Genomic DNA, 26,284 nt, shown 5'->3' on the forward strand with positions numbered 1-26,284 from the left:
TGCCGGCCTCGGTGAAAAGAACGGGGGTCTCAGGACAGGTCCGGCAGGGGCACGACGACGACGGGCACGTCCAGGCTCACCAGCAGGTCGGCGGCGGTGCCGCCCAGCCCGGGAGCGGCGTCGGGGTCGCCGCGGCGTGGGCCGATCAGGACCTCGTCGACGTCGTGCTCGGCGACCAGCGACTGGATCACGTCGCTGGGGCGGCCGTCCTCGGTGATCGTCTCGACGGTCGGATCCACGAGTCGCGTGCGGGCGACGTTGGTCGCGTCGCCCGCATCGCGGGGGTCGCTGTCGGGTTCGGTGGCGCTCACGACGAGCACGGTGTCGTCGGCGGTAGCGCGGTCCCCGAGGTAGTCACAGGCGGCCGCGGTCGTGTGGACCGACGCGGTGGCGACGAGGAAAGTTGTCATACCCCCAACTGCGTGCGCGACCACTATAAATCGTCTCGGACCGGCAGGCGACAGCGTTTTGTTCGCCCGGCTCACCCCTGTCGGTGTGCGAATCGAGAACAGCTTCATCCCGGTCCGGGGCGTCGGCGAGACGACCGAGCGCCGGCTCTGGGAGGCCGGCGTCACCCACTGGGACGAGTTCGACGGCTCCGTCGTCGGGGAGACCACGGCCGACCGGATCCAGTCGTTCATCGACACCGCCCGCGACCGACTGGCCGACGACGACGCCCGCTACTTCGGCGAGCAGTTCCCCAGCGGCGAGCAGTGGCGCCTCTACGAGAACTTCCGCTCCGACGCGTGCTTTTTCGACATCGAGACGACCGGACTCTCACAGCACCGCGACGAAGTGACGACGGTGAGTTTCCACCAGGACGGCGAGACCACCACCCTGGTCCGGGGCGACGATCTCACCGCCGACGCCCTGCGAGCCCAGTTTGCCGACGCCGCCATGCTCGTGACGTTCAACGGGAAACGCTTCGACGTGCCCTTCCTCGAGACCTCATTCGACCTCTCGCTCGATCACCCCCACCTCGATCTGATGTACCCCTGCAGGCAGATCGGCCTCACGGGCGGGCTCAAGGTGATCGAGAACGAGATCGGCGTCGAACGCGACCGCCCGGACATCTCCGGGGAAGACGCCGTCCGCCTCTGGCGGGAACACCAGCGCGGCCGCGACGGCGCACTCGAACGGCTGGTGTCGTACAACCGCGAGGACGCCGTCAACCTCCGGACACTCACCGACACCGTCGCCGACCGCCTCCACGACGACGTGTTTGCACCGGCCGTCGAGCAGTGAGGACTGTCCAGTCGCGTACCTGTCACCGCCACTACAACACCCCTTCGTTTCGACTGCACGAACAGTCGCCGCGAGCGGGACGAAGGGTGGCGACGGTTCCAGTCGAAAGAGAGGGTTAACCGTCGGATTCTCCGGTCGACTCGAACAATACGTCCACGTCGCCGGTGTCGTCGAGCCACTCGTCGAGCTGGAACCACTCGGGGGCTTCGGAGTCGGCGGGCCGCGGGACGGACGGCCCCTCGACCGGTCTCTCGGGTGTATCGTCGTCGGCCGCGTCGCCGGGGTCGCGGTCGGCGTCGAACGCCTCCGCATCGGCGAGTTCGTGGTCGCCGGCGTCGAACGCCTCCGCGTCGTCGTCGAGGTGTTTACGCATTCGGACGAACACCACGTCCACGTCCTCGATAGTGGTCACCTCGTCGTCGAGTTGCCAGTAGCCGACCGACTCGTAGAAGGGGACGGCGTTGCGCGCCGCGACGATGTCGATGGTCTCGATGCCCTGAAACTGCGCGGAGAGTTCGAGTTGCTTGACCAGTGCGGTCGCGACGCCGTGGCCGTGGTGGTCGGGGTGGACGTAGACCGCGTCGATGCGGTCGTCGGGGACGTTCAGCGCCCCGTACCCGACGATGTCGCCGTCGCGTTCCCCGACGTGGACGATGAAGCGGTCGTCGTCGATAGCCTCCTCGAACGTGTCGAGGTAGCTGTCCTTCGGTTTCCAGGCGTCGACCTGTTCGGGACTGTACTGCCAGTGTTCGAGGTCCTCGATCGCGGCCCGCTTGATCGCGAGGATCTCCTCGGCGTCATCCGGCCTGGCTCGACGGAAGCGGACGTCCGACATCGCACAACCTGTCCGGAATAGCGGAGCCGCGAATAAAAGTAGTCGCATCGTACTGGCCCGTGAAACGAACCGGGCGGCGCGTGGGTCCCCCGAGTTCCCTACTGCTCGACGGGTTCGGCCTCGGGTTCGTCGTGGTCGACGGACTCGACTGCCACCGCGGCACCCTCGTCGCGGCCCGCTCGGCGTCGGTACATCGCGCGAACGGCCACGGCGGCGGCCACGACGGCCGCGACCCCGATCACGCGTCGCCCGCGGGACGGCGACGAGCGCTCCGTCGCGTCGTCCATCATCTCGTCTTCGTCCTCGATCATGCGCTCGGGGTCGGTCACGTGTACCTCCTCGACCGGTTCGTCGCGGACGGGGGTGCCGATGGTCGCGCCGTCGAAGTGCAGCTCGAATAGGGTAACGTCGTCGAATGCCATACCAGCAGTAGGTCGGCGGTCGACTTATAATAGTAGTGACACGTGATAGCTAGCGGACGCCTCGGGCCAGCGCGCCCAGCAGACTCCCGACGAGCGGGATGGCGGTACTGACCGCCAAGACCTGCCCCATCCCGAGGTAGAGCCCGAGGTTGCCCGTGCCCGAGATCCAGAGGGCGAAGACGAGCCACGAGAGGACGCCGAACCCGAGGCCGGCGAGCAGGCCGCGGCCCAGCGAGGGCTGGGTGAGCGCGACCAGTGCCCCGCCGAGGACGAACCCGAGCCAGTGGAACGGGACCACCACCAGTCCGACGACGGCGGCTCCCACGGTCGCGAGTCGGCGACGGCGCGGGGCCGCCCGGAGTGCGTCGAGGCGGTCACCGGGTGTGGCCGACTGCCCGCTCATCGTTCGCCCTCCTCGAACCGCACGGCGATTTCGCCGTTCGTCCCGAGCGGGATCGACTTGTACTCGCCGTCGGCCCAGGCGCGCAACTGGTCGTGGTAGTGTTCGGAGAAGACCGAGCCGTCGTTGCCGCCGGGGAAGGCACCCCGTGACCCGGCCGCCGACTTGTCCATCGGGCAGATCATCCGCCAGCTACTGCCGACCGACTCCTCGTGGCGGAAGTTGTTCAGCGAGGCCGGCGAGCCGTCCGTTGGGTATCGGGGGTAGTTCAGCCACGGCCGGTCGAACGGGTGGTCGACGGCGGTCGTGTTGTAGTCGCCGTAGGTCGCCCAGCCGTGTTCGTCGAGTTCCGTCGCGGTCCGGGCGAGCGCCTCGGCGATGGCCGCGTCTCGGCCGTCCGGGAACCACGCCGAGTCGGGGTCGAGGCCGAGCAACACCCAGTCGCCGCCGTAGTACTCGGACACGTCGCGGCGGTCGCCCAGGGCCTCGGCGAGTCGCGGCTCGAACACCACGTCCCGGTAGTGATCGACGAAGCGGGCGAACACCAGCGCCGCCCGGGAGTCACGGTCCATCCGGTAGTCCCAGCCGTCGAGGTCGGCGAGCAACGCCGCGGCGTCGCCGTCGACGGCCGACGCTGCTTCCTGCATGACCGGGACGAACTGCGCGGCCCGGGCGTCGTACGTATCCCGCTGGAGGTCCCGCATGAACGCGGGATCGGCTGGCTCGTCGCTCCCGATTCGTCGGTCGAGGCGATCCCAGAGCCGAATCCCACGGAAGGGGTCGCCGTAGCTCTCCGCGACGTAGTAGGGGTAGTCGGCGTCGTCGACGACGCGCTGGTTGGCCGTCCCCAGGTAGCCGGGCTGGTCGGCGTGGGGCATCTCCGCGAACGGGACGAACCCCTCACCCGTCCAGTCGGTCTCGCCGTAGGGGGTGTAGCCGGCCCACTCACCCTCCTTCGCCGAGCCGTCGAAGACCCGATCGCCGGGTACCTGCTCGCCGTCGGTCCGCCGGATGGGGACCTTGCCGACGACCCGGTAGTGGGTGTTGCCCTCGCGGTCGGCGTAGACGCAGTTCTGTGTCGGCAGGTCGAACCGCTCCAGCGCCGCGAGCGCGTCCTCGAGCCCGTCGCTCCGGTTGAGGTCGCGGACGGCCTCGGTCGTGCGGGTGGCACCGAGGCCGGTCCAGGCGACGCCCACCTCCGTCCGGAGTTCGTCGCCGTCGGCCTCGGCCGAGAGGACGGGTCCGTGGACGGTCTTGCGGACGGTGACGGTCCGGTCGTCCCCGTCGGCGACTTCGATCGTCCGCTCCTCGGTCTCGAAGTCGCGCCACTCGTCGCCGTAACGGTACTGGCCGTCGCGGGTCTCGTACTCGTAGCAGTCGATCACGTCCGCGCCGGCGTTGGTGAACCCCCACGCGCCGCCGTCGTTCTCCCCGATGACGACGAAGGGGACACCCGGGAAGGTGACACCCCGAACCGTCGTCTCCGGGCCGTCCAGTCCCATCTCGTACCACACGGGCGGGGCCATCAGCGAGAGATGCGGGTCGTTGGCCAGTAACGGCGCGCCCGAGGCAGTGTGCTCGCCCGACACCACCCACGAGTTCGACCCGACGCCGGGCGGCGACTCGAACCCCGAGAGCCAGCTCTCCAGGTCCGGGTGGGTCGCGCGCTGTTGGTCGGTCCCGGACGGAGCGGTCGTCCGCTGGGCCCTGGACTCGGCGGCGTCGCCCGCCTCGTGGCCCAGGATCGCCGCGTCGTGGTCGAGCCGGCTCGGGTACAGCCCCTCGATACCCGCGGCCCGCACGGTCTCGCGCCGGAGCGTCCGGAAACTCCCCGTCAGCGTCCAGCCGATCTGTTTCTCGGCGAGCATGGCGTCGGCCGGCTTCCAGAGCCGGGGCTCGAACCCGAGCAGGTCGTACTCGGCGGGGAGCGGGCGGTCACCCCCGACGTGACGGTTGACCCCCTCGGTGTAGGCCTCGACGAGGTCGCCGGTCTCGGACCCCTCCAGACGGTTCCAGGTCGTCTCGGCCGCGCCGGCGAAGTCCATGGCGACGTGGAAGCGGTCGGAGTCGAGGGTGGCCTCGCCGACGACCGCCGAGAGTTCGCCGCGCATCTGCCGGCGCTGGAGGTCCATCTGGAAGAGTCGGTCGGCCCCCTGGACGTAGCCGACCGCGAAGTACAGCGCCCGCTCGTCGTCGGCCGACACGTGGGGCACGCCGTGATCGTCGTACCGCACCGTCGCCGCGCCGTAGGGGCTCTCGACGGCCTCCGGGAGCTCGTCGCCCGCGGTGTCCCAGAGGGCGCCGCTGAACGGCGCGAAGCGGTCGAGGTAGCGCCGGATCGGCGTCCCGGCGGCTCCGGCGACCCCGCCCGCCAGCAGCGCGCCCAGCACGGCACGACGGGTTCGTTCGCGATCCATGACCCGTCAGGGGGTCCGAGACGTGTAAAACCCTAGAATCCGCCCCAGCGGAGGTAGACCATCACCGCGACGATCGCGAGCTGGAAACCGCCCTGGATCGCGCTCAGTTTCGCGTTGCGCATCCCGATCCGGCTGATGACGTCCGTATCTGGATCGGGCGAACGCATCTCCAGATACATCTTGACCTCGCCGGGCATCAGGACGCCGAAGCCCAGCACGCTGAGGACGGCGACGATCCCCAGCGCGGCGGCGAACACCGGACTCGTCATCCCGAAATCCGGCAGCGTCGTCGCCAGGTAGACACCGCTACCCGCGAGCGCGACGCCGAAGGCGACGAGCCACCGCCAGTCGGTGAACGCGTCGAACTGCCAGCCGATCAGCGCGAGCGCTGGCACCAGCGTCGCGGCCGTCAACAGCGCGAGCCAGGCGTGTGCGTGGGGAAACACCCAGCCGCCACGGAGCGCCAGCGTGATCCCGCCGGCGATGGTCACCAGCGCCAGCGACGGCATCAGGAAGGTCATCTTCGGGGTGAACCGCTGGAAGACGTTCGCCCGCTCCTCGACCGCCAGCCCGCCCAGCACCGGCCCAAGCACGGCGGCCATGAACAGGTCGATCCCCGTCCACAGCACGCCAGCCATCACGTGCACGTAGGTGTGCTGCTGGATCGTGCCGAGTGTCACTGCGTAGATCAGAAGCGCGACCGGGACGACCACCGCCCCGACCGCGAACGCCGGATTCGCCCGTGTCCCCATGCCACGAACCGTACCGCGAACCGAGACTGCCATCCTACAGGGAGGGTCGGAAAGCTGTCACAAATGCGTATCGGTCGTGTCGAGGCCGCGAGCCGCGGTCGACGGCGGCGCTACGCCCCGCTCAGTTGATGTGGATCGCCGGCCGGTTGGGTTCGGCCTTGGCCGCGAGGTCGTCGCCGTCCGCGGCCTGCCGGACCGTCACCGCGGCCCCGAACTCGTCCTCGAAGAGCCAGGCCGCCTGGTCCAGGATCTCGCGCTCGCGGTCCGGGGCCATCGTCGGTTCGAGTTCGGCACTGCGCTCGCCCAGCGACGCGGCGAAGTCCGCGGCCGCATCGCCGTGGTCGCGGACGGTCTCGTCGTCCATGACCTGCCCGACGACGGCAGTGTCGTCGGCGGCCTCGCGGGCGATTTCGTAGGCTCGGTACTTCCAGTCCTGGGCGACGACGATCTCGATCCCGTCGGGATCCTCGATGTCGACCACGTCCGTGATGTCGCGCACGTCGTCGAGCGTGTTCCGGACGAGTTCCCGCTCGATCCGATAGTCCTCGACGTCGTGGAGCGCGGTCGGCCAGTCGGCCCCCGCGGCCAGTCCTTCCTCGCCGAGCAGGTGCCACAGTTCCTCGCCCAGGTACGGCGCGATGGGTGCGACCATGGCCGCGAGCGCCCGGAGCGCGCGGCTGTAGGCGTACCGGTAGGGCGACTCGTAGTCCCGGTACCGACGGAGCAGGCGGGCGAACCGGCGGAGTTCGCCCACCACCTGGTGGAACCGGAAGCGGTCGTACTCGGTCGTCACCGCCGCGATGGTCCGGTCGATCTCGCGTTCGAGGTAGGCGTCGTGTGGCTGGCTCTCGGTCCGCGTCTCGATCTCCCCGTCTCGCGGTTCGGTTCCCTCACCGCTCGACCGGTCCGTGGCGCTTCGCGCCACACTCTCCGTGAACGCCGCCACCATCCCGTACAGTTCCTGCTGGAACTCGTAGGCCGTCTTGACGTTCTTGACGGTCCACTCGAAGTCCTGGCGAGGGTGGGCGGCCGAGAGGACGAACAGTCGGGTCGTCTCCGCACCGTACTCGTGGGGCGCGATAGCGTTGCCCTTCGACTTGGACATCTTCGTGCCGTCTTTCAGGACCGTGCCCTGGTTGACCAGCCGCTCGACGGGTTCGCGGGTGTCGAGCAGGCCGAGGTCGGCCAGCGCCCGGGTAAAGAAGCGGATGTACAGCAGGTGGAGGATGGCGTGTTCCTCGCCGCCGACGTACACGTCCACGGGGAGCCACTCGTCGGCCAGCTCGGTGTCGAAGGGGGCCTCGTCGAGGTCGGGTGAGAGGTACCGCAGGAAGTACCACGAGGAGTCGACGAAGGTGTCCATCGTGTCGGTCTCGCGCTCGGCGGGTCCGCCACACTCCGGACAGGTCGTCTCGACGAACTCGTCGTTCGCCGCGAGGGGGTTGCCCGTCGTCTGGACGTACTCCGGCAGTTCCACGGGGAGGTTCTCCTCGGGCACTGGCACCGGACCACACTCTCGACAGTGGACGATGGGGATGGGCGTCCCCCAGTAGCGCTGGCGGGAGATGAGCCAGTCACGGAGCCGGTAGGTCACGTCGCTCTCGACGGCGTCGTGGGCCTGCAACTGCTCGCGGGCGGCCGCGCTGGCCAGCCCGTCGTACTCGCCGCTCTCGGTGAGCATCCCGTCCCCAGTGTACGGTTCGGCGGGCAGGTCGGCCGTGGCGTCCCCGACGGGCTCGATCACCTGCTCGACGGGCAGATCCTGCTCGGTGGCGAAGGCGTGGTCGCGCTCGTTGTGTGCGGGCACGCCCATGACCGCGCCCGTGCCCACGTCGTCTAGCACGTAGGCCGCGACGTAAACCGGAATCTCCGCGCCGGTCAGCGGGTGGGTCGCGGTCAGCCCGGTGTCGACGCCGGACATTCCCGCTTCGCCGGGGTCGGCCGCCCGGACCTCGTCGACGTACGCGGCGACGGCCTCGTCGTCGGCAGCGATCTCGGCGGCGAGGTCGTGGCCCGGCGAGAGCGACAGATACGTCGCGCCGAAGAGCGTGTCCAGCCGGGTGGTGAACACGTCGACCGTCTCGTCGTCCCCACCGCTCGGGGCGGCTACGTCGAACGTGACGCGGGCCCCCTCCTGGCGGCCGATCCAGTTGCGCTGGATGTCCCGGACGCCCTCGGGCCACCCCTCCAGATCGTCGAGGCCGGCGTGGAGTTCGGCGGCGTAGTCGGTGATCGAGAGGAACCACTGGTCGAGTTCCCGGCGGCCGACGGGCGTCTCACAGCGCCAGCAGACCTCCGTCGTTCCGGACTCGGTCTCGACCTCGTTCACCTGCGCGTCGGCCAGCACCGTCTCACAGTCGGGACACCAGTTGACGGCGGCGGCCTCGTAGTCGACGAGGCCCTCCTCGTAGAACTTCGTGAACAGCCACTGGTTCCAGCGGTAGTACTCGGGGTCACAGGTCGTGATCTCCCGGGACCAGTCGTAGCCAAAGCCCATCCGTTCGAGTTCGTCGCGCATCCGCTCGATGCAGGTTCGGGTCCAGGACTCGGGGTCGGTGTCGCGCTCGAAGGCGGCGTTCTCGGCGGGGAGACCGAAGGCGTCCCAGCCCATCGGATGGAGCACGTCGTCGCCGCACATCCGCCGGTAGCGGGCGTAGGCGTCGGTGATCGCGTAGTTTCGGACGTGGCCCATGTGGAGCGCCCCGGAGGTGTAGGGAAACATCCCGAGGACGTAGCTGGGGTCCGCGGCGTCGTCGGGACAGTCGTAGACCCCTTCCTCCTCCCAGACGTGTTGCCAGTACTCCGTGACCTGTGAGGGATTGTAGCGCTGGGACATCGAAATTCGCCGTTGTGCCTTCTGGAACCGCGACCCACAAGACTGTTCGGTTGCGCGTCGTGTGCGAGCGGTTCCGGAACTACCGCTGGAGGGGCGGCTCCCCGGCCGGCTTGCCCAGCGCCGCCGACCGACTCTCCTGGAGGATCTGGAAGACGGTCATCAGGTCGGTCCGGGAGACCAGCCCGGCCAGGTCGCCGGTCTCGTCGACGACCAGCAGGCGGCCGACGTTCTGTCCCAGGATCGTCGACACGGCGTCTTCGGCCTCCGTCTCGGGCGTGACCGTCCGCAGATCGCTCGTCATCACGTCCTCGACGCGCATCGCGTCGCGCTCGACGGGATCGACCTGCTGGACGTCCGAGAGGGTCACGATCCCCCGGAGATCGCCGGACTCGGTGACGACGGGGTAGCCGGTGTGACGTTCGCTGACCATCAGGTCGACCAGGTCCGCGACGCTGGTCTGGGGCGTGACCGTCGAGAGGTCGCTCGCGGGCGTCATCACGTCGGCGACGGACAGTCCCTCGAAGGCGGCTTCGAGGATCAGCTGGCGGGTCTCGCCGGTCGCGCCGATGTAGATGAAGAAGGCGATGGCGATCCAGAACAGCTGGCCGAGCAGGATACCGCCCAGACCGAGCAGGACAGCGAAGCCCTTCCCGACGCCGGCGGCGATGCGCGTGGCGTCCAGCCGCGAACGGTTGCGCGAGAGGACCGCTCGCAGGATGCGCCCGCCGTCCATGGGGAACCCGGGCAGGAGGTTGAACGCGGCCAGGAAGACGTTCAGGATGGCCAGGTAGCCGAAGACGAACCGTGGCGCGGGCTGGCCGACCGGGAACGCGAGGAAGGCCGCGTAACAGACCGCGCCGACGCCGACGCTGACGACGGGACCGGCGACGGCGATGTTGAACTCCTGTTTCCAGTCCTCGGGAAACTCCTCGAGCTGGGCCAGCCCGCCGAGAAACCAGAGGGTGATCGAGTCGACGTGGACGCCGTACCGCTGGGCCACGAGCGCGTGGCCGAACTCGTGGACCAGGACGCCGCCGAACAGTCCGAGCGCGGCGGCCAGCCCCAGCACCCAGGGGAGCGACCCCCCGCTGAGGGCCGCCGCGTCGATAGTGGTCCCCAGCGACTCGCCGAGTACCTCCGCGGTCGTGCCGACCTGCGAACCGATCAGGAAGACCAGCACCGGGAGAACGAGCAGAAACGACCCGCCCAGGCGAATCGGGATGCCGAACGCCGAACCGATCCGAACACTTGCCATGGGCGGATGTAGGGGCATCGGCCGGATAAGTCGTCCCCCTACAGCGACGGTGAGCCACCGGGGTCAGGAGGGGGCGATCCGAGGCTCCAGCCGGCCGAACCCGCTCGCTTCGGGTCGAGAACCGCCCGACTGCGCCGCATCCGGACCGCCCCCCCAGCGGCAGGCGAAACGGACCCCCGTAGGCTCCGGAGGGCTATTGTGTGAGGGGTTCTCAGCCAGCTGTTCACCAGTCGTCGCCCAGCGACTCGCGAGCGCGCTCGTAGCCCTCCGCCGTCCGCCATGTCCGACCCGACGCGCGGTGGCGGACGACGTACTCGCCCCCGCACTCACCACACTGGTAGCCCGCGTCGGGTTCCCGGACGGGCCGAGAAGCGCGGTGGCGCTCGGGTCGCCAGTCACAGTCCGCAGCGGTGCAGACCAGTTCGATCCGGCCGTCGGTGAACGACCGGCAGTGTCGGGGTGCGTCGATCTCGTCGGCCTTGCGGTAGAAGCGATCACCGTGGCCGGACTCGCCGAACCGCTGGAACTCCCAGGCGTGGACGAGTTCGTGCCTGATCGTCCCGACGAACTCGTCCCAGCCGAACTCCCGATAGGCGTCCCAGGTCAGGACGACGGTGATCTCGCCGCTGTCGGGATCGTACCGGCAACAGCCGGCCCGCCGGCGGGCGCGTTCGGAGATTGCCCACTCCAGATCGGCCACGTCGAGGTCGATGGCCACCGTCGCGGCGTACTCGGCCGCCCGCGACAGCAGGCCCACCCGCGTCGTCGGGTCCTCGCGTGCCGTCCGGTTTCCACTCGTCACGCCCGACCCCTCGAAGCCGATCCCCTAAGCGCTTCCGCCCGCAACCCGGGTGCGGTCGCTAACAACGTGCGAGTTTCGCACCTCATATTCTAACATTGTGAGATCTCGGCACGGGATTTATGATGTCTGGGCCGGAATCTCTCGGGAAGATGCTCACGTTCAACGACTCCGAGGCGGCCGAGGAACTGGCGGAGCGCGCACACGACCTGATGGAGGAGGTCGTCCTCCCGAAAGAGCGGGAACTGTCGGGCGGGATGTCGGTGTCGGACAGCACCATCGAGGAACTCCGCGAGGCCGCTCGCGAGTACGGTGTCTACGCGCCACAGATCGACGAGGAGTACGGCGGCATGGGCTACGACTTCCGTGACACCTTGCCGACCTTCGAGGAGGCCGGGCGGTCGACGCTGGGGCAGATCGCGATGCGGGTCGACGCCCCCGACGAGGGGAACATGCACCTGCTGGAACTCCACGGCTCCGAGCTCCAGAAAGAGGAGTACCTGAAACCGCTCGTCGCGGGCGAGATCGCCTCCGGCTTCTCGATGACCGAGCCCATGCAGGGCGGCGGCTCCGACCCGAAGATGCTGCAGACCACCGCGGAGAAGGACGGCGACGAGTGGGTCATCGACGGCCACAAGTGGTGGACCAGCAAGGGGATCAAAGCCGACGTACTGCTCGTGTTCGCTCGCACGGACCAGGAGGCCCACCCGTACGAGGGCTGTTCGGTCTTTCTGGTGCCCAAGGACGCCGACGGCGTCGAGGTCGTCCGGAACATCCCCCACGTCGGCAGCGACGTGCACGGGATGGGCCACGCCGAGATCAAGTACAACGACGTGCGCGTCCCCGAAGAGCACCTGCTCGGCGAGGCGGGCAAAGGGTTCCAGCACGTTCAGGAACGGCTCGGTCCCGCCCGGCTGACCCACTGTATGCGCTACTCCGGGATGGCCGAGCGGGCGCTGGACGTGACCAAGGCCTACATGAGCGAACGCGACGCTTTTGGCTCCAAGTTGGCCGAGAAACAGCACCCGCGGATGGTCATCGCCGAGCAGGAGACCAACCTCGCGGCCGCCCGGTCGCTCGTCCGGCAGGCCGCCGACCGGATCGCCGACGGTCACGAGGCCCGTGTCGAAGTCTCGATGGCGAAGGTGTTCACGGCCAACGCCACCCAGGAGGCCATCGACACCGCCCTGCAGTTCCTCGGCGGGAACGGCATCGCCAAGGACCTACCCGTCGCGGACTTCTACGAGAGCGTCCGGCAGTTCCGCATCGTCGACGGGGCCGACGAGGTCCACAAGCGCACCGTCGCGCGCGAGGCCTTCGAGGACGTGCCCGCGGAGGAACTCGACGCGCTCACGCGGTTCGACGGCTGACCGCCGTCAGTCCAGCCCCGACCGGTCGCGCAGGGACGCGCGTCTGACCTTTCCCGTCGCGGTCTTCGGGAGGTCGTCCACGAACTCGATGTCTCGCGGATACTCGTACTTGGCCAGTCGATCCCGGACGTGCTGGCGGAGCGACTCCCGGGTCTCGTCGGTCGGGTCGTGGCCGTCGGCGAGGACGACGAACGCCTTCGGGACCGTCCCGCGCTCGTCGTCGGGGACGCCGATGACGGCGGCGTCGGCGGCGGCCGGGTGCCCGGCGACGCTGTCTTCGACCTCTTCCGGCCCGATCCGGTAGCCCGCCGAGATGATCACGTCGTCTTTCCGGCTCTTGAACTGGACGTAGCCGTCGTCGTCCATCCGCCCGAGGTCCTCGGTGAGCAGCCAGCCGTTCCGGACTTTGCCGGCCGTCTTCTCGGGTTTGTTCCAGTACTCCACGAAACAGACCGGGTTGCCCTCGTACCGGACGGCGATCTCGCCGACCTCGCCGCGGTCGACGGTCGGCTCGGCCGTCTCGGGGTCGACGATGGCCAGCTCGTGCCCGGGGCCGGGCCGCCCCATGTACCCCTCCCGGAACTCCGTGAGGGCGGTACAGCCGCCGACGAGCAGGTTGGCCTCCGTCTGTCCGTACCCCTCGTGGACGGTCGTCCCGCCGAAGGTCGCCCCGGCCCACTCGACGATGCTCTCGCCGAGTGACTCGCCACCGCTGGCGATGGTTCTCAGACTCGCCACGTCGAACCGCTCGGTGTCCTCGACCTGCATCATCATCCGGAGGGCCGTCGGCGGCGCGAAGAAGTTCGAGACGCCGTAGCGCTCGATCACCTCGAAGGCCGTCTCCGGGTCGAACTGGCCGCCGTTGTAGGCCACGACCGGCTGGCCGTAGTAGAGTGCGGGCACCACCACGTCGAACAGCGAGGCGATCCAGGCCCACTCGGCCGGCGTCCAGAACACGTCGCCCTCGCGCAGTTCCATGTTCAGCATCGTCGTGACGAACAGCGGGAGGTGGCCGAGCAACATCCGGTGGGCGTGGCGGACGCCCTTCGGATCGCCGGTCGTTCCCGACGTGTAGATGATGATCGCGTCGTCCTCGGCGTCGGTCGCGACCGTCTCGAACGTCCGGGGCTGGTCGGCCAGGGCGTCCTGGAACGTGACCTCGTCGGCCTGCGGGTCGGCGTCGCCGACGGTCACGACCGTCTCCAGCGCGGGCAGAGACTCGCGGGCCTCCCGGACGGTGTCGAGGTTCGACGCGTCGACCACGGCGGCGACGGCGTCGCAGTCGTCGAGGCGGTACTCGACGGCGTCGGGACCGAACAGCGTCGACAGCGGCACCGAGACTGCGCCGAGTTTCCAGGCCGCGACGTGGGCGAACACGGTCTCCGGTCGCTGGGGCGCGTTCACGCCGACGCGGTCGCCGCGTTCGACCCCCTGCTCACGCAGGTAGTTCGCCAGGCGGTTGGTGATATTCTGGAACTGACAGAAGGTGTAGGTCTCGCGGTCGCCCGCGGAGACGCCCGTCGCGTCACTGGGTGTCGAGTCGCCGCGTGACTCGTGTTCGCCGAACAGGGCCACGCGACGCTTGTCGGTGGCCCAGCGATCACAGACGTACGTCGCCATGTTGAACTGCTCGGGGACCTCCCACTCGAAGGCCTCCCGCAACTGTTCGTAACTGTCCCAGTCGTCCTCGTAGAAGTGGTAGGCGTCGAGACGGGTGCCACGTGACATAGGTTGGTAACCAGTACCGATTCAGACGGCACCGTGATACACGTTTCCCCGGAACGTGTCGTCACTTCGGTAAGCCGACGGGACGAAATTTTAACACACCGCGGTCGCACTCACGGACATGGTAGACGCGACCGTGGCGGTCGTCGACCGGGGCACGCTCCGGACGGACGTGAACCACATCATCGAGAACTTCTCGGTCGGCACCGCGACCGAACCCAACCCCGACACGATGATGGGCGAGGGCCCGGTGTACAACCTGGTGATCGACCACCCCGAGGCCACCGTCCTGTGGGACACCGGCTCCCACCCCGAAGCCGGCGACGGCCACTGGCCCACCGCCCTGTACGACGCCTTCGAGCACTACGACGCCGACGAGCACGCGCTCCCCGACGCGCTGGACGAAGCGGGCTACGCCCTCGACGGCATCGACGCCGTGGTCCAGACCCACCTCCACCTGGACCACGCCGGCGGCCTCCACAACTTCGCCGGCACCGACGTGCCGATCTACGTCCACGAAGACGAGTTGAAATACGCCTACTACAGCACAGAGACCGACGAGGGCTCGACGGCCTACGTCCGCGGGGACTTCGATCACGACCTGAACTGGGAGATCGTCCACCGCGAGCGGACGGAACTCTTCGCGGATCTGGAACTGCTCCACCTCCCGGGCCACACGCCCGGCTTGCTGGGGACGCGACTCGACCTCGACGGGTTCGGCACGGCCCTGTTCACCGGCGACGAGGCCTACACCCGGGCAAACTTCCACGACGAGCAACCGATGGGCGGGGCCTTGATGTGGAGCAAACGCGACTGGTTCGACAGCCTCCAGTTCCTGAAAGACCTCCAGCGCCGGACCGACGCCGCTGTCTTCTGTGGCCACGACGGCGACGACGTGGCGCGGATGCGCGAGGAGTTGCCCTGAGCCAGCGCGGTTCGGAGGGAGCGGCCGACCAGACCGTTTTTGCCGTCCCCGCGTCTGTGACGGGCCGTGTCGGACCACTACCGGAAACTGGAGGCGATGTACCACGGCTCGAACGTCAACGACCACGTGCCCGGCGAACTGTCGATCCGGGAGGGCGAGGCAACACTCGAGATCCCAGTCGACGAGGAGTATCACCACGCCCTCGGCGCGGTCCACGGGTCGCTCTATTTCAAAGCGCTCGACGACGCGGCCTTCTTCGCGGCCAACTCGCTGGTCGAGGACGTGTTCGTGCTGACCACCGATTTCAACCTCTATCTCGAACGGCCCGTCTCGACCGGCGCGATCCACGCCGAGGGCGAAGTCCTCAACGACAACCCCAGCCAGTTGATCGCGGGCGCGGTGGCCACCGACGACGATGGCAACGAACTGGCCCGCGGGACGGGCACCTTCAGGAAGAGCGACGTGGAGTTGACCGAGGACATCGGGTACGCGCTCGATTGAGCGACGTCGGCGCTCGATCCGCTCAGCGGAACAGCCGACGTTTCAGCACGTCGGGCATGTAGTCGATGAGTTTCGCGATCAGCACCCAACGACGAGTGATGTACGCGTGGCGGCGCTTCTTCTCGATGGCGCGGCGAATCTGTTCGGCGGCGGTCTCCCGGTCTGCCTTCCAGAAGTCACCGCCCGCGAGGTCCGTGTCGACGTAGCCGGGTTCGACGGTCGTCACGTCCACGTCGGCGTCGAGGCGGCCCGTCCGGTAGCGCAGACCCTCCAGATAGTTCGAGACGAAGGCCTTCGAGGCGCCGTAGGCGGGCGCTTCGCCGTTGCCGAAGCGGGCCGCGACGGAAGAGACGCCGACGAGGTGGCCGTGGCCCTGGTCCTCGAAGCGGTCCATCGCGGCGGTCGCCAGCGCGGTGAACCCGCGGACGTTCGTGTCGACGGTGTCCCGCTCGGGTTCCCACTCCAGATCGGGGTTCTCGAACGCGACGCCGGCGTTGAGGACGACCACGTCGACCCCGCCCATCGCGTCACAGACCTCCTGGAAGGTCTCGCGGGCCGCCTCGGTCTCGGTCACGTCCGTGCGCGCCACGTACGCTTTCGTCGGGAGGACCCGTCCCAGGTCCTCCAGCAGTTCCCGCCGGCGGGCGGTCAGGCCCACGTCGTAGCCCGCGTCCGCGAGTTCCCGCGCAAGCGCCTCACCGATCCCCGAGGACGCCCCCACCACCATCGCTCGCTGTCTCGCCGCAGTCATACCCGAAATTCCGGCGGGTTGCCACATTACTCCTTGGGGTCGGCCGTGACCCGTCTGGTATCCACACCGACGCCAACGCAGAGCGCTCGGATTGGGGATTGGTACCAGCAATCTTTAATAGATAATCATCCGTGTACGTGTCATGGGAACCACCCACACCCACGACTATATCGTGGTCGGCGCCGGGTCGGCCGGTTGCGCGATGGCACACCGTCTCTCGGCCGACGGGAACGCCGACGTCCTGTTGCTGGAAGCCGGGACGCCGGACGAGAAAGACGAGATCCACGTCCCCGCGTTGTTCGGGGAGCTGTTCAAAAGCGACGTGGACTGGGAGTACTACACCGAGCCACAGTCGGGACTGGACGACCGGGAGCTGTACTGGCCTCGCGGGAAGGTACTGGGCGGGTCGAGTTCGATCAACGCGATGATCTACATCCGGGGCAACGAACTCGACTACGACACCTGGGCCGAGCAGGGCAACGAGGGTTGGGGGTACGACGACATGCTGGAGTACTTCGAGCGCGCCGAACACTTCGAGCCCGGCGCGGACGAGTTCCACGGCGAGGGCGGCCCGCTGAACGTCACCGGTCAAATGGACCCCCACCCCACCTCGGCGGCGCTGATCGAGGCGGCCGAGTCCGTCGGCATCCCGCGGAACGACGACTTCAACGGTGCCGACCAGGCGGGCGTCGGCTACTACCACGTCACGCAGAAAGACGGGGTACGGTGTAGCGCGGCCGCCGCCTACGTCAAGCCGGCGCTGGAGCGTGACAACCTGACCGTCGAGACGGGCGCACAGGTCACCGCGGTCACCGTCGAGGGCGACCGGGCGACGGGCGTCGTCTACGAACAGGACGGCGACCGCCACGAGGCCGCCGCCGACGGCGAAGTGATCCTGAGCGCCGGCGCGGTCAACTCCCCGCAGTTGCTCATGTGCTCGGGGATCGGGCCCGCCGACCACCTGGCCGACCACGGCATCGACGTGCAGGTCGACCTGCCCGGCGTCGGGCGGAACCTGCAGGATCACCTCTTCGCCTTCACCGTCTACGAGCGCACCAGCGGCCCGCCCGAGCCCGCCGCGACGACCAACATCGCCGAGAGCGGCGGGTTCGTCCGAACCGAGCCGGATCTGGACGCGCCGAACCTCCAGTTCCACTTCGCCCCCGTCTACTACATGGAACACGGGTTCGCCAACCCCGAGGAGGGCATGGGCTTTTCCATCGGTGCGACACAGGTCCGCCCGGAGAGTCGCGGCCGGATCACACTGGACTCGGCGGACCCGTTCGACGATCCGGTGATCGATCCCCAGTACTTCAGCGAGGACCGCGACCTCGAGGTGATGGTCGAGGGCGTCAAGCGGTCGCGAGAGATCGCACAGGCCGAGCCACTCGACGAGTTCCGCGGGGAGGAGGTCTGGCCCGGCGAGGACGTCCAGACCGACGCCGAGATCGAGGAACACGTCCGCGAGACGGCCCACACCGTCTACCACCCCGTCGGCACCTGCAAGATGGGCGACGACGACATGGCCGTCGTCGACGACCACCTGCGCGTCCACGGCGTCGACGGCCTCCGCGTCGTCGACGCGTCGGTGATGCCGACGATCAGTAGCGGGAACACGAACGCGCCGACCATCGCCATCGCGGAGAAGGCCGCGGATATGGTCACCAGCGACCGGGCGGTTCCCGCCGGCGACGACTAGTTACCGCTTGCCCAGCGCCCGCTCGAAGGTGCGCTGGGCGCGCTCGTACCCTTCGTTGCGGCCGACGATGGGATCGGGGTAGTCCGGCGCCAGTTCGTCGCGTTCTTTCTGGGACAGGGTCGGCCAGTCGACCACCTTCGTCGCCGGCACGTCCTGCAGTTCGGGGACGTAGGCTTGCACGAAGTCGGCGCCGTCGTCGTATTTTGCCATCTGACTCACCGGATCGAAGATGCGCACGTCGACGGAGTCGGTGCCGGTGCCGGCGGTCCACTGCCAGTTGCCGTGGTTCGAGGCCGGGTCGTGGTCCACCAGTTGCTGGGTGAAGTAGCGCGCACCCTTGCGCCAGTCGATCAGCAGGTGCTTGCTCAGGAAGGAGGCGACGACCTGCCGGGGTCGGTTGTGGACGTACCCCTCCTGGTTCAACTGCCGCATCCCGGCGTCGACGAGGGGATAGCCGGTCTCGCCGGCTTTCCAGGCCGCGAAATCCTCGGGGTCGTCGCGCCACTCGATGGCGTTGGGTATCGACTTGTAGTTCTCGACGGGCAGGTCCGGGTTGTAGTACAGCAGGTGGTAGTTCTGCTCGCGCCAGGAGAGTTCGTAGCGGTACTTCGAGACGTTGCGTCGGTCGGGCCCGTCGACGGCGTCGTAGATCTCGGTGGCGTCGCGCCACACCTCTCGAATCCCGATCATCCCGGCGGCGAGGTACGGCGACATGCGCGAGACGGCCTGTGTCGGCCGGTCGACGGCCGCGGCGAGGTCGTCGCGGGTGTCGCTGTAGCTGTAGATGCCCGCCTGGAGGAAGGCGTCGTACCGCTCGCGGGCGGCGTCGTAGCCGGCCGTCGGGAGGTCGATGTCCGGGCCGGCCGTCGGAATCGCACCGTCGTCGCGCACGTCGGCCAGGTCGGCCGGGTCGGGCTCCGGAGCGGGGTCGTGTTTGGGGACCGCCTGCCAGTCGTCGTGGAACTGGCTGTGGTTCGGGTAGGTCCGGTCCAGACGGCCGGGATCGACCAGCACGTGGTCCGTGTGTTCGGCGGTGTCGGTGTCGAGCGCCGCGCGGGCCCGCCGGGTCCGGTTCCGGCGGGCCGCCCGGTAGTGTTCGTTCCAGGTCACGCCGTCGGCGTCGAACTCGGCGGCGACGCCGGGGAGGACCGACTCGGGATCCCCGGTCCGAACGACCAGGTCGCTCCCCAGGTCGCGGTAGCGCTCGCGCAGTCGCTCGACGCCGCGCAGGAAGAAGGCCCGCTGGCGGCCCCCGACGGCGTCGAACAGGTCCTCGTCGACGACGAAGACGGGGACCACGGTGTCGTTCGCGGCGGCGGCCAGGCCGACGTTGTCACGGGTGCGCAGGTCGCGGCGGTGCCAGAACAGACGCATACGCGTGTCAGGGCCTGCGACGGCTTGGGGGCTTCGCTCCCGAACGGGAACGCCGAAGTGGTCGCGAGCCCGAGGGACGGGTATGGAACCGCTGGTCGCCACACCGTCGCTCTCGGTACCGCTTCGACTCGTCGTCGGCGTCGTGGCGGGGGCAATCGCCACGCTCGGGATGGACGGCGTGATGGCACGCCTCCCGGAGGGCATGACGCCGCCGCTGGTCGCCGCGGGCGTCCTCACCGACCGTCGGCCCGCCGACGCCCACCCGCGGCTGGCTGCGGTCGTCCACTACCTGGCCGGCGGGGCCAGCGGCCCGCTGTTCGTCACCCTCCTCCTGTTCGGTGAGGGACTGCTCGGGCCCTCGACGAGTACGTACCTGTTCACGACGGCGGTCATGTACCTCGCGATGGTCGGCTTCTTCGTCGTGGTCGTCCTCCCACAGTCCCGCGGGCTGACACGCGCCCGGGTGGAGCGGACCCGGCTCGACTGGGCGCTCTCGGCGGCGGCCTACCTCGCAATTTTGGTCCCGCTCGTCGCCATCGGGTCGGGGCTCGTCCAGTAGCGTTCAGAAGCCGGTGAAGACGATGGGGATCGGCGTGAACGTCAGGACGGCCAGCGCGAGCGTCGCGGCCGCGACGGCCCGACGGCGGGGATCGACCGGCGTCGAGTCGAGTGGCTCGGCGCCGCCGACCCTCGTGAACAGCAGGGACAGGAGCGCCCAGAAACCCCAGAGGCCGGCGACGATCCCCGCGTTCTCGAAGACGTAGACGTACGCCGCGAGCCCAAGCAGGCCGACGGGCACCAGCAACTGGGCGGTGTCGAGGCGGTCCCCGATCAGCGCCCGGAGGACGTGCGCGCCGTCGAGTTGCCCCACGGGGAGCAGGTTTAGGAAGGTGACGAACGCGCCGACCCAGCCGCCGATGACGACGGGGTTGGCGATCAGTGAGGGATCGCTGTAGTAGAGCTGTTCGCCGAGCAACATGGCGATACCCTGGATCAGCGGCGGATAGCCGAGCTGGTACTGCTGGGCGAAGGAGGTGCCGGCGGCGGCCCCCACGTCCACTGGCGGCAGGGAGACGCCGATCGCGGTGACGACGACAGTCGCGGCGAGGCCGGCCAGCGGGCCGGCGACACCGATGTCGAAGAGTGCGCGACGGCTCGGGATGTGGTCGCGCATCCGGATCACCGCGCCCAGCGTCCCGAGGACGTTCGGGATGGGGATGAAGTACGGCAGGGACACCTCGACGCCGTGGTAGCGACTCAGCGCGTAGTGGCCGAACTCGTGGACCGCCAGCACGGTGAGCACCGAGAGGGCGAACGGCCAGGCCCCGAGCAACGCGGTGGGACTGCCGTCGAGGGAGAACCCGTACCATCGAGCGCCCGCGAAGAGAGTGGTCGCGACCGTGAGGCCGAACAGTGCGACGTTGGTCCAGGGGATACCCTCGACCTCCGTGGACCGTTCGGTCGCCACCAGGACGTGTTCGCCGGTCTCGCGGGCCAGTCGGAGGCGGTAACCCCGTTCACGGAAGCGCGGGGCGAGTTTCTGCACCACGGTGTCCTGAGCGTCCAGGGGTTCCCCGTAGTAGCGGGCGTCGCCGTCGGCTATCTCGACGTCGTAGACGTGGAAGGTCTCGGACAGCGATTCGGGGTCCGGGAGTTCCGCTGGCAAGGACGCTGGCGTCGACGACGGAGGGGTCGACATCGACGGGTCTAGGGTCGCGAGCACTAAATACCTGTTCGCCCGGCAGGCGGCGATTCCACCAGGTACGCGGCGTCTGTGCGCAGTCGCCCCGTGTGTTCATGTCGGTCCAGCCCTAACCGTCGACGATGGTACACACACCACGACCCGACCCCGAGCCGGTCCTGGCGGACCTCCGCGACCGCGGGTTCGAGGTGACGCGCCTGTCCGGGGACGGTCCCGCCGCCGTCGCCGTCGACGGTTCGGCACCCGACGCCGTCACGGACCGGCCGCTGGCCGTCGAGCCACTCGCCGGCCGGAGCGGCGTCGGCGGCCGGTCGGCACTCGGCGGTGACACGCTCGCGCTGACTGCGGTCGCCCGCCTCGCGGCCGCGGCCCGCGACGGGCAGGCGACGCTGTTCGTCGCGGCCCCGGAGACCGCCGCGGCGGTCCGAGAGCTCCTGACCGATCCGTTCCTGTGCCGGGCCGACACGGACGGCCGCCGGACGTTCTACACGGTCCCCGACCGGATCATGTTGACCGACGACAGCTACGCGTGCGTCCGGGCCGACGAGGCCGTGACCTGGCGGGAAGAGCCCACAGCGGGACCCGGCGCGGACGAGTCCGACGCCACGCGACTCGTCTGTGCGGCCGACGGCACGGTCCGGGCGGCCCTCGAGTCGGTCGACTCGCTCCGCTGTCCCGGGCCCGACCCGGCCGCGTTTCCCTACCGGTACAGCCGCGGTGAAGACAGACAGATGCACGTCTTCGATCACGAGCGCGAGATCGGGACGTTCACCGGGGTCGCCGCGATGAAGGCTCACGGCTATCGACCTGTGCCGCTGCCGCTCGTGCCCGAACACCATCTCCGCGAGAGTACGCATCTGGGCCGGGCCTGGACGGTGGCGACGGTCACCGACGGCTCGGTCCGGTACGACACCGCCTGAAGCCCGTTACTCGACTTCGACGAGTTGCTTGCCGATGTTGACGCCGTCGAACAGCCCCAGGAACGCCTCGGGCATGTTCTCGAAGCCCTCGGTGACGGTCTCGCGGTACTGCACGTCGCCGGTCTGGACCCACTCGGCCAGCTGTTCGGTCGCCTCGCCGAACCGGCCCGCCCAGTCCCGGACGAGCAGGCCCTCGACGCGGGCGCGGGTCTCGATCAGGCCCGCCAGCTTCCGGGGTCCCATCGGGCGTTCGGTGGCGTTGTACAGGGAGATCTGACCACAGACGGCGACGCGGGCCCGGACGTTCAGGTGGGCGAAGGCGGCGTCGGTGATCTCGCCGCCGACGTTGTCGAAGTAGGCGTCGACCCCGTCGGGACAGGCCTCCCCGACCGCGGCGTAGAGGTTGTCGGCCTCCTTGTAGTTGATGCCGGCGTCGAAGCCCAGTTCCTCGGTGAGCCAGTCGATCTTCTCGTCCGCGCCGGCGATGCCGACCACGCGAGCGCCCGCGAGCTTGCTGATCTGACCGACGACCGATCCCACTGCGCCCGCCGCACCCGAGACCAGCACGGTGTCGCCGGGTTCGGGCTCGGCGACTTCGAGCGTCCCGAAGTAGGCCGTCCGGCCGGGCATTCCCAGCACGCCCAGCGCCGTCGAGACGGGCGCGAGGTCCGGGTCGACGGGCTGGAGGTCGTCCCCGTCGGCCACGGCGTACTCGGCCCAGCGCAGGTTGCCCGTGGCCACGTCGCCTTCCTCGAACTCCGGGTGGTTGGATTCGACCACGTCGCCGACGACGCCGGCCTGCATCACGTCGCCCACGTCCCACGGTTCGGCGTAGGACTCGGCGTCGCGCATCCGGCCGCGCATGTACGGGTCGACCGAGAGATAGCGCGACTCCACGAGGACCTCGCCGTGGTCCGGTTCGGGAATCTCCGATTCTCGGAGGTCGAAGTTGTCCATCGTCGGTTCACCTGTCGGTCGGCTCTCCAGAATCCACTGCCGGTTTGTGCCAGCCATGACACATGGCGACGAGCGTCTCCCTGTTGAGTGTTCGGGTCCAGCATCCGGACGCTGGCACTCTGGGACCGCCGACAGGCCCAAGCGAACCCCGCCCCTACGGCGTGCCATGACAGACGATACCCCCGAAGTGACCGCGGACCTCCCGGACAGTCCGATCCACACCACTGGCACCGATCACATCACGCTTGTCGGGAGCAACGAGGAGGACACCATCGCCTTCTACCGCGACCTCCTTGGCATGCCGCTGGTCTTGCGCCAGCCCAACCTCGACGATCCCTCGTCGACGCACCTGTTTTTCGACACCGGCGACGGCCGCATCATCACTTTCTTCGTCGGCGACCGCCCGTCGAACCGGCAACCGCCCCGCGGCGGCGTCGGGGGCGTCCACCACCTCGCGCTCTCGATCGACCCCGAGCGGTTCGTCGAGATCCGCGAGGCCCTGGAGGCGGCCGACCGCCACTACAACGAGTTCGACCGCGGTATCTTCCACTCGCTGTACACCCGCGACCACAACGGCTTTCTGCTGGAACTCTCGACGGACAAGTTCTCCATCCCCGACGAGCGCTACGGTGAGGTGCTGGCGACCGCCCAGCGCATCCGGGAGGAGGCCGGCGCTGACTTCGCCCGTGAGGAGGACGTGGAGGCGGCCCTGGACGAACTCGGCATCGAGTACGAGAAGGTCGAACTCCCGGACGCGCCGAGCGGTTCGGAACTCTAGAAGGCCCGGTAGTACTGCGGGGGCACATTTCAGATATGCTAGTATAATTGTCTGGGGATAATATAGTTACTTCAGTCAGAATCTCTCGAGGAATGAGATTAGCCCGTGTTGACAGCTCTTTTGCCCGCCCCTTTGGAAGTTGGCGGTGATGACGAGCCTGGAATGAGGTTTGCCGGGAGTACCGGTATCTCCGGAAGAACATCCATCGGCTTCCGGTAATCGTGACCGAGATGCTCCATCAGACCCTGAATTGCGAGAAGTACTCAGTCGGCATATCCGTCTTTTCCCGGTTGATACGCTGGAGTAGGATCTCCAACAACCACTTTTTGAGCAAACGAGACAACTGTCTTCGTGAACCGGGCAATCTTCGTGAGCACACCTCAACTGTCTCACTTTGCCTCTGAATAATAGGTGTGTAGAATTGTTCCCGCACTACGAATAGATTTCGTCACGTCCACATATCAACAAACTCCAGGTATTAAAAGTCGATTCGGACACGTCTTCAATGTGTTAGGACTGTGAACGAGTTTCGACGATTCGATTTATCAGGAAGTGTTGATCAGGGAGTATTTCAGTCTTTGACGAGTACTCCAAGACGTATTCATTTCCGTCTGTGGATTCAATAACGATTGTATCACGGGATTTCCCGCTATCCATAATCTCAGACCAGAGCGTATCGAATTCTTCCGGCCCCTGGTAGAATTCCCGAACTGAACGGCCCAGAAGGTTCTTTCGAGACATCCCTAGTACAGATGCCGTCTCGGCATTCGCATCGAGTATTCGTGCGTCATCGTTGAGAAACACCATCGCATCGGGGGCCTCTTCAAACGCTGCTTCGTACCTGTCTCTGGCTCGTTGGAGTTTTAGTATCCCTTGTTTACTCCCCGTGCCCGCAGTCCGTGGAAGGCTTACAGTTAGGGTCGTTCCCTCAGCGGAAACACTCGGCTCAATTCTCCCATCATGACTGGTGACAATCCAATAAGTAATCCAGAGTCCCAACCCCCTCCCGTGCGAGAGCGGCAGCTCTTCGCCGTGGCTGAGGACATCTGCTTCGATGTCAGGGAGTCCCGGCCCAGTGTCAGCAATTTGGATCGATACCGTGCTGTCGGTGTCATCAATCGTTAGTGTGACACTCGGTGAGTTCCCTCCGTGCTTGGCCGCGTTTTCGATCAGCTCTCTTAGTCCGCGCTTGAGGCTCGGCATCACCTCCGCTCTCACTGGCTCGTCTGCTTGCAGTTCAATAGTGGCGTCTGGATACGACTCAGCGACGGTGTCGGCAGTATCCTCAACCAAGGTGGTGATATCTGTTAGTTCGTATTCCGACTCGGCGTTAACGATAACATCAAGCTCACGGGCCTTCTGACACAACTCGAGCAGTTCATCGATATGCTGGAATGCGGTCGCGCCCGGTCGGTCGTCCTCCAGTTGCTCGGCCATCAACTGTACGTGGCCCCGAATCACAGACATATCGTTTCGTAGGTTGTGTCGGAGAACTCTGTTGAGGATTTTGGCGCGGTTCGTTTCTCTTGTAAGTTCCGAATCAAACTGTCGGTGAACAAGTTCACGTTCGAAAACTTGCGCGGTGAGCGTGACGAACAGAAAATCTGCGTCGCTAAATGGTTCGGGTCGTGGTTCCACGCCAACGAAACCCAGTGTGCCATACAGCCCTTTGTTTACTTTGATCGGCGTACCAATGTAGCAGCCGGGCTGAAGGTCTTCGGATGTCTCTTGAGCAAAGTCTGTCTCCAACACATTATGAAGTGCGACGATGCCATCTTCTTTCACCGTCCGCCAGCAATGCCTGTCGATAAATTCGGATTTTTTTCCGAGGTCAGAAGCCCGATCTGTGGGTTCAGCAGAAGCGACTACAGTTATTTTGTCGGTCTGGTCATTGACGCGAGATAGATATCCTTGTTCGAGGCCGAGGTACTGGTTCCCGATATGCAGTACATCACGGACTCTATCGTGAAATGGAGCATCCTGCCTGATAACTGATTTTATCCTCCGAATTGTCTCCATTACCGACTGATCAGAGCCCATCATGCCAATTATCCTTTTTTGTGAAAAAGGGTTTCAGGCCGCAGGCAGAATTTGCTGCCATGATCGCGGAACTCCCCGGATTGTCTCCGCGTTGGTAGTTGGTGGTGGCGACGACGAGACGAAGTCACAGCCTGCGGAACGACTGCGTTCGTTCATCGATGTGGGTTCGGGAGTGAGTACACCCGAGGCCGGAGTCGTTCACCGATTTCCTAACTCGTTCGAATTTAGTGCGGTGGTTAGACGTCTCGTCCAGCGGCGATTAGTTCGGCTGAATGTTCGCACCGCATTCGTCGATACGGGCTTGGCCTCTGTCGTTGATGTCCTTCAGATTGGCAGCGCTTCGGGCGTCGTACGGAAACTGTCACGACCTCCGATGAGCAGGCATCGTTTTCACGTCGGTTGCGTCGATACAACAGGGCAGAGTCAGATGGCACTCATTCACCTGTCAGAACAAAGCCCGACTTCTATATCCAGTAGACTGATTCTGACGGAGTCTCGATAGAACATCATACGACAGGTCATCGCTCACCTGAACTCAGTCCCCTCACAGAGACCTATCCGCAATATCGGATTCAGACAGA

General features: G+C 67.1%; 23 protein-coding genes. 8 read left to right on the plus strand and 15 right to left on the minus strand.

Annotated elements, in window-relative coordinates; genetic code table 11:
• Window positions 1-29: 29 nt before the first annotated feature.
• Window positions 30-410: a universal stress protein gene (locus tag EAF64_RS07120; protein ID WP_129068288.1), complete on the minus strand. Its 381-nt coding sequence runs from the start codon at window positions 408-410 to the stop codon at window positions 30-32.
• 85 nt (window positions 411-495) lie between these two features.
• Here EAF64_RS07120 and EAF64_RS07125 point away from each other — a divergent pair, with 85 nt between their 5' ends.
• Window positions 496-1,245, plus strand: a complete 750-nt coding sequence (locus EAF64_RS07125) for a ribonuclease H-like domain-containing protein (protein ID WP_129068289.1) — start codon at window positions 496-498, stop codon at window positions 1,243-1,245.
• A gap of 115 nt (window positions 1,246-1,360) precedes the next feature.
• Here the strand turns inward: EAF64_RS07125 and EAF64_RS07130 are convergent, their stop codons facing one another.
• The 8 genes from EAF64_RS07130 to EAF64_RS07165 all read right to left on the minus strand — a co-directional run bounded on the left by EAF64_RS07130 (window position 1,361) and on the right by EAF64_RS07165 (window position 10,964).
• The gene (locus EAF64_RS07130; RefSeq protein WP_193767603.1) at window positions 1,361-2,080 is read right to left on the minus strand and encodes a GNAT family N-acetyltransferase; all 720 of its coding nucleotides are present in this window, start codon (window positions 2,078-2,080) and stop codon (window positions 1,361-1,363) included.
• Window positions 2,081-2,178: 98 nt separating this feature from the next.
• Window positions 2,179-2,502, minus strand: a complete 324-nt coding sequence (locus EAF64_RS07135; RefSeq protein ID WP_129068291.1) for a hypothetical protein — start codon at window positions 2,500-2,502, stop codon at window positions 2,179-2,181.
• 49 nt (window positions 2,503-2,551) lie between these two features.
• On the minus strand, window positions 2,552-2,905 hold the full coding sequence (locus EAF64_RS07140) for a hypothetical protein (protein WP_129068292.1): 354 nt from the start codon (window positions 2,903-2,905) through the stop codon (window positions 2,552-2,554).
• Window positions 2,902-5,319 carry a penicillin acylase family protein gene (locus tag EAF64_RS07145; protein WP_129068293.1) on the minus strand — a complete coding sequence of 806 codons (2,418 nt, stop codon included), beginning with the start codon at window positions 5,317-5,319 and terminating at the stop codon, window positions 2,902-2,904. Before EAF64_RS07145 ends, EAF64_RS07140 begins: the two co-directional genes overlap by 4 nt.
• Before the next feature lie 32 nt (window positions 5,320-5,351).
• The gene (locus EAF64_RS07150; RefSeq protein ID WP_129068581.1) at window positions 5,352-6,071 is read right to left on the minus strand and encodes a hypothetical protein; all 720 of its coding nucleotides are present in this window, start codon (window positions 6,069-6,071) and stop codon (window positions 5,352-5,354) included.
• A gap of 121 nt (window positions 6,072-6,192) precedes the next feature.
• Window positions 6,193-8,907 carry a leucine--tRNA ligase gene (leuS, locus tag EAF64_RS07155; protein WP_129068294.1) on the minus strand — a complete coding sequence of 905 codons (2,715 nt, stop codon included), beginning with the start codon at window positions 8,905-8,907 and terminating at the stop codon, window positions 6,193-6,195.
• A 79-nt stretch (window positions 8,908-8,986) separates the two neighbouring features.
• A complete protein-coding gene (locus EAF64_RS07160; RefSeq protein WP_129068295.1) occupies window positions 8,987-10,162 on the minus strand; it encodes a CBS domain-containing protein in 1,176 nt (391 codons plus the stop codon).
• Window positions 10,163-10,385: 223 nt separating this feature from the next.
• Window positions 10,386-10,964: a SprT-like domain-containing protein gene (locus tag EAF64_RS07165; RefSeq protein WP_129068296.1), complete on the minus strand. Its 579-nt coding sequence runs from the start codon at window positions 10,962-10,964 to the stop codon at window positions 10,386-10,388.
• Window positions 10,965-11,113: 149 nt separating this feature from the next.
• Between EAF64_RS07165 and EAF64_RS07170 the strand changes: the two genes are divergently transcribed.
• Entirely contained in the window at window positions 11,114-12,331 is a 1,218-nt protein-coding gene (locus EAF64_RS07170) for an acyl-CoA dehydrogenase family protein (RefSeq protein WP_129068297.1), read from the plus strand.
• Between the two features lie 6 nt (window positions 12,332-12,337).
• Here EAF64_RS07170 and EAF64_RS07175 read toward each other — a convergent pair whose 3' ends face one another.
• Window positions 12,338-14,059, minus strand: coding sequence for an acyl-CoA synthetase (locus EAF64_RS07175; protein WP_129068298.1), 1,722 nt, complete (start codon window positions 14,057-14,059; stop codon window positions 12,338-12,340).
• 118 nt (window positions 14,060-14,177) lie between these two features.
• Here EAF64_RS07175 and EAF64_RS07180 point away from each other — a divergent pair, with 118 nt between their 5' ends.
• Window positions 14,178-14,981 (plus strand): N-acyl homoserine lactonase family protein, encoded by an 804-nt coding sequence (locus EAF64_RS07180; protein ID WP_129068299.1) that lies wholly within the window; start codon window positions 14,178-14,180, stop codon window positions 14,979-14,981.
• Window positions 14,982-15,047: 66 nt separating this feature from the next.
• Window positions 15,048-15,482, plus strand: a complete 435-nt coding sequence (locus tag EAF64_RS07185) for a PaaI family thioesterase (protein WP_227738902.1) — start codon at window positions 15,048-15,050, stop codon at window positions 15,480-15,482.
• A gap of 22 nt (window positions 15,483-15,504) precedes the next feature.
• On the opposite strand, the gene EAF64_RS07190 is transcribed toward EAF64_RS07185, so the two are convergent.
• Entirely contained in the window at window positions 15,505-16,233 is a 729-nt protein-coding gene (locus EAF64_RS07190; RefSeq protein WP_129068300.1) for an SDR family NAD(P)-dependent oxidoreductase, read from the minus strand.
• 142 nt (window positions 16,234-16,375) lie between these two features.
• On the opposite strand from EAF64_RS07190, the gene EAF64_RS07195 reads away from it, so the two are divergent.
• On the plus strand, window positions 16,376-17,932 hold the full coding sequence (locus EAF64_RS07195; protein WP_193767604.1) for a GMC family oxidoreductase: 1,557 nt from the start codon (window positions 16,376-16,378) through the stop codon (window positions 17,930-17,932).
• On the opposite strand, the gene EAF64_RS07200 is transcribed toward EAF64_RS07195, so the two are convergent.
• Window positions 17,933-19,306, minus strand: a complete 1,374-nt coding sequence (locus tag EAF64_RS07200; protein WP_129068301.1) for a cryptochrome/photolyase family protein — start codon at window positions 19,304-19,306, stop codon at window positions 17,933-17,935.
• Window positions 19,307-19,388: 82 nt separating this feature from the next.
• On the opposite strand from EAF64_RS07200, the gene EAF64_RS07205 reads away from it, so the two are divergent.
• Window positions 19,389-19,865: a hypothetical protein gene (locus tag EAF64_RS07205; RefSeq protein WP_129068302.1), complete on the plus strand. Its 477-nt coding sequence runs from the start codon at window positions 19,389-19,391 to the stop codon at window positions 19,863-19,865.
• 3 nt (window positions 19,866-19,868) lie between these two features.
• Here EAF64_RS07205 and EAF64_RS07210 read toward each other — a convergent pair whose 3' ends face one another.
• A complete protein-coding gene (locus tag EAF64_RS07210) occupies window positions 19,869-21,005 on the minus strand; it encodes a site-2 protease family protein (protein ID WP_129068303.1) in 1,137 nt (378 codons plus the stop codon).
• Window positions 21,006-21,130: 125 nt separating this feature from the next.
• Here EAF64_RS07210 and EAF64_RS07215 point away from each other — a divergent pair, with 125 nt between their 5' ends.
• Window positions 21,131-21,928 carry a hypothetical protein gene (locus EAF64_RS07215; RefSeq protein ID WP_129068304.1) on the plus strand — a complete coding sequence of 266 codons (798 nt, stop codon included), beginning with the start codon at window positions 21,131-21,133 and terminating at the stop codon, window positions 21,926-21,928.
• A gap of 6 nt (window positions 21,929-21,934) precedes the next feature.
• Here the strand turns inward: EAF64_RS07215 and EAF64_RS07220 are convergent, their stop codons facing one another.
• Window positions 21,935-22,942 (minus strand): NADP-dependent oxidoreductase, encoded by a 1,008-nt coding sequence (locus tag EAF64_RS07220; RefSeq protein WP_129068305.1) that lies wholly within the window; start codon window positions 22,940-22,942, stop codon window positions 21,935-21,937.
• Between the two features lie 109 nt (window positions 22,943-23,051).
• On the opposite strand from EAF64_RS07220, the gene EAF64_RS07225 reads away from it, so the two are divergent.
• Window positions 23,052-23,663 carry a VOC family protein gene (locus EAF64_RS07225; RefSeq protein ID WP_129068306.1) on the plus strand — a complete coding sequence of 204 codons (612 nt, stop codon included), beginning with the start codon at window positions 23,052-23,054 and terminating at the stop codon, window positions 23,661-23,663.
• 510 nt (window positions 23,664-24,173) lie between these two features.
• On the opposite strand, the gene EAF64_RS07235 is transcribed toward EAF64_RS07225, so the two are convergent.
• A complete protein-coding gene (locus EAF64_RS07235) occupies window positions 24,174-25,703 on the minus strand; it encodes an ATP-binding protein (RefSeq protein ID WP_193767605.1) in 1,530 nt (509 codons plus the stop codon).
• Window positions 25,704-26,284: the final 581 nt, after the last annotated feature.

The sequence above is a fragment of the Halorientalis pallida genome, assembly GCF_004118325.1.
GTDB classification, from domain to species: Archaea; Halobacteriota; Halobacteria; order Halobacteriales; family Haloarculaceae; genus Halorientalis; species Halorientalis pallida.

Bases quoted from the DNA above. Each gene is read 5' to 3' on its own strand.
- EAF64_RS07120 (WP_129068288.1), bottom strand. From the start codon at position 410: ATGACAACTTTCCTCGTCGCCACCGCGTCGGTCCACACGACCGCGGCC.
- EAF64_RS07130 (WP_193767603.1), bottom strand. From the start codon at position 2,080: ATGTCGGACGTCCGCTTCCGTCGAGCCAGGCCGGATGACGCCGAGGAG.
- EAF64_RS07135 (WP_129068291.1), bottom strand. From the start codon at position 2,502: ATGGCATTCGACGACGTTACCCTATTCGAGCTGCACTTCGACGGCGCG.
- EAF64_RS07140 (WP_129068292.1), bottom strand. From the start codon at position 2,905: ATGAGCGGGCAGTCGGCCACACCCGGTGACCGCCTCGACGCACTCCGG.
- EAF64_RS07145 (WP_129068293.1), bottom strand. From the start codon at position 5,319: ATGGATCGCGAACGAACCCGTCGTGCCGTGCTGGGCGCGCTGCTGGCG.
- EAF64_RS07150 (WP_129068581.1), bottom strand. From the start codon at position 6,071: ATGGGGACACGGGCGAATCCGGCGTTCGCGGTCGGGGCGGTGGTCGTC.
- leuS (WP_129068294.1), bottom strand. From the start codon at position 8,907: ATGTCCCAGCGCTACAATCCCTCACAGGTCACGGAGTACTGGCAACAC.
- EAF64_RS07160 (WP_129068295.1), bottom strand. From the start codon at position 10,162: ATGGCAAGTGTTCGGATCGGTTCGGCGTTCGGCATCCCGATTCGCCTG.
- EAF64_RS07170 (WP_129068297.1), top strand. From the start codon at position 11,114: ATGCTCACGTTCAACGACTCCGAGGCGGCCGAGGAACTGGCGGAGCGC.
- EAF64_RS07175 (WP_129068298.1), bottom strand. From the start codon at position 14,059: ATGTCACGTGGCACCCGTCTCGACGCCTACCACTTCTACGAGGACGAC.
- EAF64_RS07180 (WP_129068299.1), top strand. From the start codon at position 14,178: ATGGTAGACGCGACCGTGGCGGTCGTCGACCGGGGCACGCTCCGGACG.
- EAF64_RS07190 (WP_129068300.1), bottom strand. From the start codon at position 16,233: ATGACTGCGGCGAGACAGCGAGCGATGGTGGTGGGGGCGTCCTCGGGG.
- EAF64_RS07195 (WP_193767604.1), top strand. From the start codon at position 16,376: ATGGGAACCACCCACACCCACGACTATATCGTGGTCGGCGCCGGGTCG.
- EAF64_RS07200 (WP_129068301.1), bottom strand. From the start codon at position 19,306: ATGCGTCTGTTCTGGCACCGCCGCGACCTGCGCACCCGTGACAACGTC.
- EAF64_RS07205 (WP_129068302.1), top strand. From the start codon at position 19,389: ATGGAACCGCTGGTCGCCACACCGTCGCTCTCGGTACCGCTTCGACTC.
- EAF64_RS07210 (WP_129068303.1), bottom strand. From the start codon at position 21,005: ATGTCGACCCCTCCGTCGTCGACGCCAGCGTCCTTGCCAGCGGAACTC.
- EAF64_RS07215 (WP_129068304.1), top strand. From the start codon at position 21,131: ATGGTACACACACCACGACCCGACCCCGAGCCGGTCCTGGCGGACCTC.
- EAF64_RS07220 (WP_129068305.1), bottom strand. From the start codon at position 22,942: ATGGCTGGCACAAACCGGCAGTGGATTCTGGAGAGCCGACCGACAGGT.
- EAF64_RS07225 (WP_129068306.1), top strand. From the start codon at position 23,052: ATGACAGACGATACCCCCGAAGTGACCGCGGACCTCCCGGACAGTCCG.
- EAF64_RS07235 (WP_193767605.1), bottom strand. From the start codon at position 25,703: ATGGGCTCTGATCAGTCGGTAATGGAGACAATTCGGAGGATAAAATCA.